This window comes from Thiocapsa roseopersicina, from assembly GCF_900106925.1.
Taxonomy (GTDB): Bacteria; Pseudomonadota; Gammaproteobacteria; order Chromatiales; family Chromatiaceae; genus Thiocapsa; species Thiocapsa roseopersicina.
The window spans coordinates 177,848-184,372 of the sequence record NZ_FNNZ01000010.1 but is presented as its reverse complement, the minus strand read 5'-3'; the positions used below and the strand labels follow the sequence as shown (position 1 = coordinate 184,372).

Genomic DNA, 6,525 nt, shown 5'->3' with positions numbered 1-6,525 from the left:
TTCAGCAGCTCCGGCCACGGCACCACCCGCTCCATCTCGTCGAGAAAGCGCTCGCGGCGCGTGACTTTTTTCTTGGCGGCAAACTCGGCGTCGGCAAAGGAGAACTGCTTCATCATGCCCAGGGGTCTCCATGGTCGGTGACGATGCTCTATTTTAGCAATCGAGCCCCTTTGGTGGGAGTGATTTAATCAGCGTTTCCTTAGTGTTCTTGTTGTCATTATGCTATATCTCAGGGAAGAAGGGTTTTGTTCATATGCCCAGCCAAGTTCGATTCAGAGCTTGGTGATGGGTGTGCGGGAATCTGGCAGGACACTCGAAATTTCGTACCCTTGGAAGTATAAGCTGACGGAGGGTTCGAAAAGATGTTCGAAGATCCTGCCGAGAACGACTTTAGACCAAGCGCGAGCGCTACGCTACCCGGAGGTTCGAGGCCCGGTTGGGGGATCGCGGCATGACGCGGCGCACACGTTTGGAGCAGGCCGAGCGCATCGCGGCGGTCGAGACACAGCTGGCGGCGGGAGAGAGGCAACGCGGCGTGGCGGCCGATATCGCGTTTGCGCGCAGCACCCTGCGGGAGTGGTGCGGGGACGTCCTGCGCGGGGATCCGCCGGCGGGCTTGACCGGCATGATGTAGCAAGCGCACATGTTTTTAAATCAAAAACTTAGCGTGCAGGCTCGCGTTTTGAGCCACCCCCGGGAGCACACTGGCACGATCGATCCAGTCCCCGGAGCATGCCATGTCCCCTCACTACCTCTTGTTGGCCGCCGCCCGGACGCTCCCGATGCGCGAGGTGTTCGCGATGACCCGCGCCGTGCCCTTAGCCGCGCGACGGCGCAGCACCGCCAGGACCGTCTTCTGCGCGCCCGCGCGCACCTCGGGGTGTTCGGGAACCGCCTTGCGCCGCGGCCAGCACCTGCATCACCGCACGCGCCGACAACGGCTCGAGCGCATCGCGCAAGGCATCCAGGACCAGACCCCGGCATTCGCCCGATGCGAGCCACTGTTGCCGGTGGCGTGGCGCCTTCGGCCAAACGGCACTGACGTCGTAGTCCGGATCGAACAGACGAATCGTGGCGTCTAGGTGGTTCAATTCCTCCGCCAGCCGCTGTACTTCACGACGAGAATGCTCCACTTCGCACTGATGCGAATTCTACCGAAACGAGCCAATTTTCCAGGGATTCCTGAGATGCTCGTTGGACCGGGCGAGCACATCGCCTTCTACCCCGCGTTCGAGTCCCACAGTTGATCCCCCCGAAAACCTACCTAATTTCGTGAAGATGAGGTCACCCCGACCACGCTACCTCCGACAGGCTCGACATGACGATCGACGGCACGCTGTTCTCACCTGCTCTGCTCTGGGTCATGAACCTGCTCTTCGCTGCGATCCTGCTGCTGGCCTTGCGGTTGACGCCGTGGCGGAAATTTCGCGACATGGAGCAGTTGAACGTCTTTCTCGGTGCCGTTGTTGCGCTGCTGGTGCTCTGGCACATGGACGTTCAGGTGCAGTCCGGGTTGTCGTTTCATCTGCTCGGGGTGACGGCCGTTACCCTGATGTTCGGATGGTCATTGGCTGTGATCGGGGCGGCGTTGGCCCTGCTCGGGGTGGTCCTGAACGCCGGAACGGGCTGGGACGGGTTCGCGCTCAATGCCCTTCTCACCGGGGTCGTGCCGGCGACCCTCACCCAGGTCGCCTTGATCCTGATCCGCTGGTATCTGCCCAAGCAGTTCTTCGTCTATGTGCTGGTGAACGGGTTTCTGACCGCGGGTCTGGTGGGCGCGCTCACGGGCTATCTGGCGGCCTGGTTGCTGGTGTTCAGCGGTGCTTACAGCTTCGCGGATCTCAGCGAAACGGTGCTACCCTTCTTCCCTTTGATGTTCATGCCGGAGGCCTTCCTGAACGGCTGGATCTTGGTCGTGCTGGTGGCGTTCAAGCCGCAGTGGGTGTACTCCTTCAGCGATGAACAGTATCTGAATGGAAAATAACGGAGTTTTCGGCATGGGTTGGTTGGGCACAGCCGTCGGGAGTGCTATCGGGTTCGCTGTCGGCGGTCCGGTCGGCGCGGTGTTCGGCGCGGCCGTGGGTCAGGGTGTGGATCGGGGCTGGATCGGCGGTGCGCGGCGCCCGGCCTTGACGGGCGCGCAACGGGCACGGGTCCAGGCGCGCTTCTTCGAAACGACCTTCTTGGTGATGGGCCATGTCGCCAAGGCCGACGGGCGGGTCAGCGAGGCGGAGGTCGCCCTCGCGCGTACCGTGATGGATCGGATGTCATTGGGTACCGACCAGCGACGCGTGGCGATCGATCTCTTCAATCAAGGCAAGTCTCCCGACTTCGATCTGGCGGGCGCCATCGCTGCGCTGAAGGCGGTCTGCACGGGCCAGGGGACGCTGATTCACCTGTTCGTCGAGGTGCAGCTCCTGACCGCCTATGTGGACGGAGCTCCGACACCGGATCAGCGGCGCGCGCTCGAGACCATTCGGCGCGGGCTCAACGTCTCGGCCTTCGCCTATCGGCAGCTCGAAAATCTCCTGGTGCTTCAGCAACGGATGTATGCCGGCGCGACCGGGCAGGCCGGCCGCGGCAGGTCCTCCACGGCCGCAAGACCGGCGCCGCTCGCCGGCGCTTACGCGACCCTGGGGGTCGGCCCCAAAGCGAGCGATGCGGAGATCAAGAAGGCGTATCGGCGTCTGATGAGTCAGCATCATCCGGACAAACTGATGGCGAAGGGTCTGCCTGAGGAGGCGATGCGAATGGCCTCGCAGAAGACGCAGGAGATCCGGCGTGCCTACGAGACCATCACGGAGGCGCGTGCGGCCTAGCGCGTGCGGCCGCGCGCCGAGTGAAAATCCGGTCCGCTTCGGTTAGAGTTCCGCACTTTCAACATCAAAACGGATCCGGGCCGAGGCGCGTGTGCCGCGGTGATCGAGATCTTAGGGGACAACAGCATGACGCCTGATCTGATCGCACCGTCCATCCTCTCGGCGGATTTCGCCAGGCTCGGCGAGGAGGTCGACAATGTGCTCGCCGCCGGCGCGGACATCGTCCATTTCGACGTGATGGACAACCATTACGTGCCGAACCTGACCATCGGCCCGTTGGTCTGCGAGGCGCTGCGCAAGCATGGCGTGACCGCACCGATCGACGTGCATCTGATGGTGAAGCCGGTCGATCGGATCATCCCGGACTTCGCTGCCGCGGGCGCAACCTATATCACCTTCCATCCGGAGGCGAGCGAGCACATCGACCGCACGCTGCAGTTGATCCGCAACGAAGGCTGCAAGGCCGGTCTGGTGTTCAACCCGGCGACGTCGCTGAGCTATCTCGACTATGTGATGGACAAGATCGACATGATCCTGCTGATGTCGGTGAACCCCGGCTTCGGCGGGCAGAGCTTCATCCCGGCGACGATGGAGAAGCTGCGTGCGGCGCGCAAGATGATCGATGCGTCCGGATTCGACATTCGACTTGAGGTCGACGGCGGCGTGAAGGCCGACAACATCGGCGAGATCAAGGCGGCTGGCGCGGACACCTTCGTCTCCGGCTCCGGGATTTTCGGCAAGGGCCGCGACAGCGATCCGCATCGCTACGACAGTATTATTCGCGAGATGCGGGAGCAGATGGCGCGCTGAACCGCGTCCGGGACTCAGGTCGAGGTGGGAGTTTGGTCGATGCGGCCGAGCTTCCCTTCGTGATTCGAGTCGACGCGGTTTGGGTGATGAAGGGCCTGAATGGCTTGTCCGATTGTTTTGTTGAGCCTGGAGCTGTGATCGCATGCTGCGACCGAAGATGATCCTGATCGATGTGGACGGCACGCTGGTGGACAGCGTTCCGGATCTGGCCTTTTGTGTCGACGCCATGATGGAGCGGCTCGGCCGTCCGCCCCACGGTGAGGCGGCCGTGCGCAATTGGGTCGGAAACGGGGTCGAGCGTCTGGTGCGGCGGGCGCTGATCGGTCAGCTCGACGGAGAGCCCGACGAGGCGGATTTCGAGGCGGCGCTCCCGATCTTTCTGGAGCTCTATGCGGACAACACCTCCAAGCGCTCGGTGCTCTATCCGGGCGTGATCGAGGGTATCGCTTTCATGAAGGGCGCGGGTTATCAGCTCGGTTGCGTGACCAACAAGGCGGCTCAGTTCACCGAGCCGCTGTTGCGCGACTTGGGGATCCGCGAGAATTTCGGCTTGGTGGTGAGTGGTGATACGCTACCGAAAAAGAAGCCGGATCCCATGCCGTTGCTCCACGCGGCGCAACACTTCGGTGTCGAGCCTGCGGAGGCGCTCATGATCGGCGACTCGGTGAGCGACGTGAAGGCGGCGCGTGCCGCCGGCTTCGGGATCATCTGTATGAGCTACGGTTACAATCACGGTCAAGACATCCGCGAGGCTAACCCCGACGCGGTGATCGACGCCATGGTCGAGCTCAAGGGTCTTTTGGCGGCCGAGGCATAGCTGGGTTCCGCCGTACAGCGGCATTCGGGATCAACCTAAGAACATGAGAACCGGGACAATGCGAGCGATGAACGGGTGGCGATGGCGAGGTTGAGACTGAGTTCCGACCTGCCCTAATCCCATTTGCTCGGAGACCCCGATGACCCCCGCTGCCTTTCGCGCCCTTGCCGACCAGGGCCACAACCGTATTCCGATTCTGCGAGAGGTCCTTGCCGACCTCGACACCCCGCTCAGCGTCTATCTTAAGCTCGCCGAGGGGCCTTACTCCTACCTGCTCGAATCCGTGCAGGGCGGGGAGAAGTGGGGGCGTTATTCCATTATCGGCCTGCCCTGCCGCACCCTGCTGAGGGTGAGCGGCCACGCGATCCGCGTCGAGCGTGACGGCGCGGTCATCGAGTCCGTCGACACGGCGGATCCGCTGGCCTGGATCGACGCCTACCAAAAGCGCTTCAAGGTTGCGGACCTGGCCTGTCTGCCGCGCTTCACCGGCGGTCTGGTCGGCTATTTCGGCTACGATACCATCCGCTATATCGAGCCGCGTCTGGCGACTTGCCCCAACCCGGATCAGTTGCAGACACCGGACATCCTTCTGATGGTCTCCGACGAGGTGGTCGTCTTCGACAATCTCAGCGGACGGATGTACATCATCCTGAACCTCGATCCGAGCGCAGGCGATACCCTGGAGGCCGGCGAGGCGCGCATCGACGCGCTGTGCGAGCGGATGCGCCGCGGTGCCCCGCGACGTTCCGCGGAGCAGGGGCGCACGGTCAGCGAGACCGACTTCGTCTCCGGCTTCACCGAAGACGGATTCAAGCACGCGGTCGAGCGCATCAAGGACTACATTCTGGACGGCGACTGCATGCAGGTCGTCATCTCGCAGCGTCTTTCCATCCCCTTCCAGGCGCCGCCGCTGGATCTGTATCGGGCGCTGCGCGGGCTCAATCCCTCGCCCTACATGTATTTCCTCGATCTGGGCGATTTTCACATCGTCGGCTCCTCGCCCGAGATCCTCACCCGGCTCGAGGACGGCGTGGTGACGGTCCGCCCGATCGCCGGCACGCGCCGTCGCGGCGAGACCGAGGCCGAAGATCAGGCACTTGAAGCCGAGCTGCTGGCCGATCCCAAGGAGCTGGCCGAGCATCTGATGCTGATCGACCTGGGACGCAACGACGCCGGGCGCGTGGCCGAGATCGGCAGCGTGCAGGTGACCGACAAGATGATCGTCGAGCGCTATTCGCACGTGATGCACATCGTCTCCAATGTCGTCGGCGATCTGCGCGAGGGCATGAACGCCATCGATGTGCTGCGTGCGACCTTCCCCGCCGGGACCGTCTCCGGGGCACCCAAGATCCGTGCGATGGAGATCATCGACGAGCTGGAGCCCGTCAAGCGCGGTATCTATTCGGGCGCGGTCGGCTATCTCTCCTGGAACGGCAACATGGACACGGCGATTGCGATCCGCACCGCCGTCATCAAGGACGGCATGCTCCACATCCAGGCCGGCGCCGGCATCGTGGCCGACTCGGTCCCGGACGCCGAATGGAAGGAGACCATGAGCAAGGGCCGCGCGGTCTTTCGCGCCGTGGCCTTGGCCGAGGCCGGGATCGAGCGGGGTGCCGGACGCGACAGCGACTTCGAGCGCATGGAGGCAACGGTCGGATGAAAGCAAATGTTGAAAGTGCTGCCAGAGGATTCGTCGATCGGTTGCGCGAGCGGTACGACGTCGCCGGTGCCTTGCTCTATGGCAGCCGTGCCCGTGGAGATGCCGACGATCTGAGCGACGCCGACCTTGCCGTGCTGCTCGGAGGCCCGCAAGGGAATCGCGCCGATGCGGCGGTCGACATGGCAGGCATTGCCTTCGATCTTATGCTTGAGACGGGTATTCTGATCGACGCTCTGCCGATCTGGTTGGAGGAGTGGAAGCATCCGGAGGGGTTCGCGAATCCAGGTCTGATCGAGACGATCCGGCGTGACGGGATTCTCGTATGACCGCCGATGCCGGCCTTAAAAAGGCACGGCGGGCGCTCGTTGTCGTGATTGGCGCCGCCGAGCTCGATCGCGGATGATGGCATTCCCATT

8 protein-coding genes and 1 pseudogene are annotated in these 6,525 nt (G+C 63.2%); 7 read left to right on the top strand and 2 right to left on the bottom strand.

The window, feature by feature from the left end:
* Window positions 1-116, bottom strand: a pseudogene (locus tag BLV04_RS24445) (IS5/IS1182 family transposase); the annotation flags it as partial.
* Window positions 117-451: 335 nt separating this feature from the next.
* On the opposite strand from BLV04_RS24445, the gene BLV04_RS12555 reads away from it, so the two are divergent.
* Window positions 452-634 (top strand): hypothetical protein, encoded by a 183-nt coding sequence (locus BLV04_RS12555; RefSeq protein WP_139191925.1) that lies wholly within the window; start codon window positions 452-454, stop codon window positions 632-634.
* A gap of 184 nt (window positions 635-818) precedes the next feature.
* On the opposite strand, the gene BLV04_RS12550 is transcribed toward BLV04_RS12555, so the two are convergent.
* A complete protein-coding gene (locus tag BLV04_RS12550) occupies window positions 819-1,091 on the bottom strand; it encodes a hypothetical protein (RefSeq protein ID WP_245731866.1) in 273 nt (90 codons plus the stop codon).
* Window positions 1,092-1,318: 227 nt separating this feature from the next.
* Here BLV04_RS12550 and BLV04_RS12545 point away from each other — a divergent pair, with 227 nt between their 5' ends.
* The 6 genes from BLV04_RS12545 to BLV04_RS12520 all read left to right on the top strand — a co-directional run bounded on the left by BLV04_RS12545 (window position 1,319) and on the right by BLV04_RS12520 (window position 6,435).
* A complete protein-coding gene (locus BLV04_RS12545; RefSeq protein ID WP_093032375.1) occupies window positions 1,319-1,984 on the top strand; it encodes an energy-coupling factor ABC transporter permease in 666 nt (221 codons plus the stop codon).
* 13 nt (window positions 1,985-1,997) lie between these two features.
* A complete protein-coding gene (djlA, locus tag BLV04_RS12540) occupies window positions 1,998-2,819 on the top strand; it encodes a co-chaperone DjlA (RefSeq protein WP_093032371.1) in 822 nt (273 codons plus the stop codon).
* 126 nt (window positions 2,820-2,945) lie between these two features.
* The gene (gene rpe, locus BLV04_RS12535; protein WP_093032416.1) at window positions 2,946-3,629 is read left to right on the top strand and encodes a ribulose-phosphate 3-epimerase; all 684 of its coding nucleotides are present in this window, start codon (window positions 2,946-2,948) and stop codon (window positions 3,627-3,629) included.
* A 142-nt stretch (window positions 3,630-3,771) separates the two neighbouring features.
* Window positions 3,772-4,446, top strand: a complete 675-nt coding sequence (locus BLV04_RS12530) for a phosphoglycolate phosphatase (RefSeq protein ID WP_093032367.1) — start codon at window positions 3,772-3,774, stop codon at window positions 4,444-4,446.
* Window positions 4,447-4,585: 139 nt separating this feature from the next.
* Window positions 4,586-6,109 carry an anthranilate synthase component I gene (gene trpE, locus BLV04_RS12525; protein WP_093032364.1) on the top strand — a complete coding sequence of 508 codons (1,524 nt, stop codon included), beginning with the start codon at window positions 4,586-4,588 and terminating at the stop codon, window positions 6,107-6,109.
* Window positions 6,106-6,435 carry a nucleotidyltransferase domain-containing protein gene (locus BLV04_RS12520; RefSeq protein WP_093032360.1) on the top strand — a complete coding sequence of 110 codons (330 nt, stop codon included), beginning with the start codon at window positions 6,106-6,108 and terminating at the stop codon, window positions 6,433-6,435. The genes trpE and BLV04_RS12520 overlap by 4 nt, the downstream gene beginning before the upstream one ends.
* Window positions 6,436-6,525: the final 90 nt, after the last annotated feature.

What these genes read in the sequence shown, in the direction of transcription:
- BLV04_RS12555 (WP_139191925.1), top strand. Translation starts at nt 452, where the DNA reads ATGACGCGGCGCACACGTTTGGAGCAGGCCGAGCGCATCGCGGCGGTC.
- djlA (WP_093032371.1), top strand. Translation starts at nt 1,998, where the DNA reads ATGGGTTGGTTGGGCACAGCCGTCGGGAGTGCTATCGGGTTCGCTGTC.
- BLV04_RS12545 (WP_093032375.1), top strand. Translation starts at nt 1,319, where the DNA reads ATGACGATCGACGGCACGCTGTTCTCACCTGCTCTGCTCTGGGTCATG.
- rpe (WP_093032416.1), top strand. Translation starts at nt 2,946, where the DNA reads ATGACGCCTGATCTGATCGCACCGTCCATCCTCTCGGCGGATTTCGCC.
- BLV04_RS12520 (WP_093032360.1), top strand. Translation starts at nt 6,106, where the DNA reads ATGAAAGCAAATGTTGAAAGTGCTGCCAGAGGATTCGTCGATCGGTTG.
- trpE (WP_093032364.1), top strand. Translation starts at nt 4,586, where the DNA reads ATGACCCCCGCTGCCTTTCGCGCCCTTGCCGACCAGGGCCACAACCGT.
- BLV04_RS12530 (WP_093032367.1), top strand. Translation starts at nt 3,772, where the DNA reads ATGCTGCGACCGAAGATGATCCTGATCGATGTGGACGGCACGCTGGTG.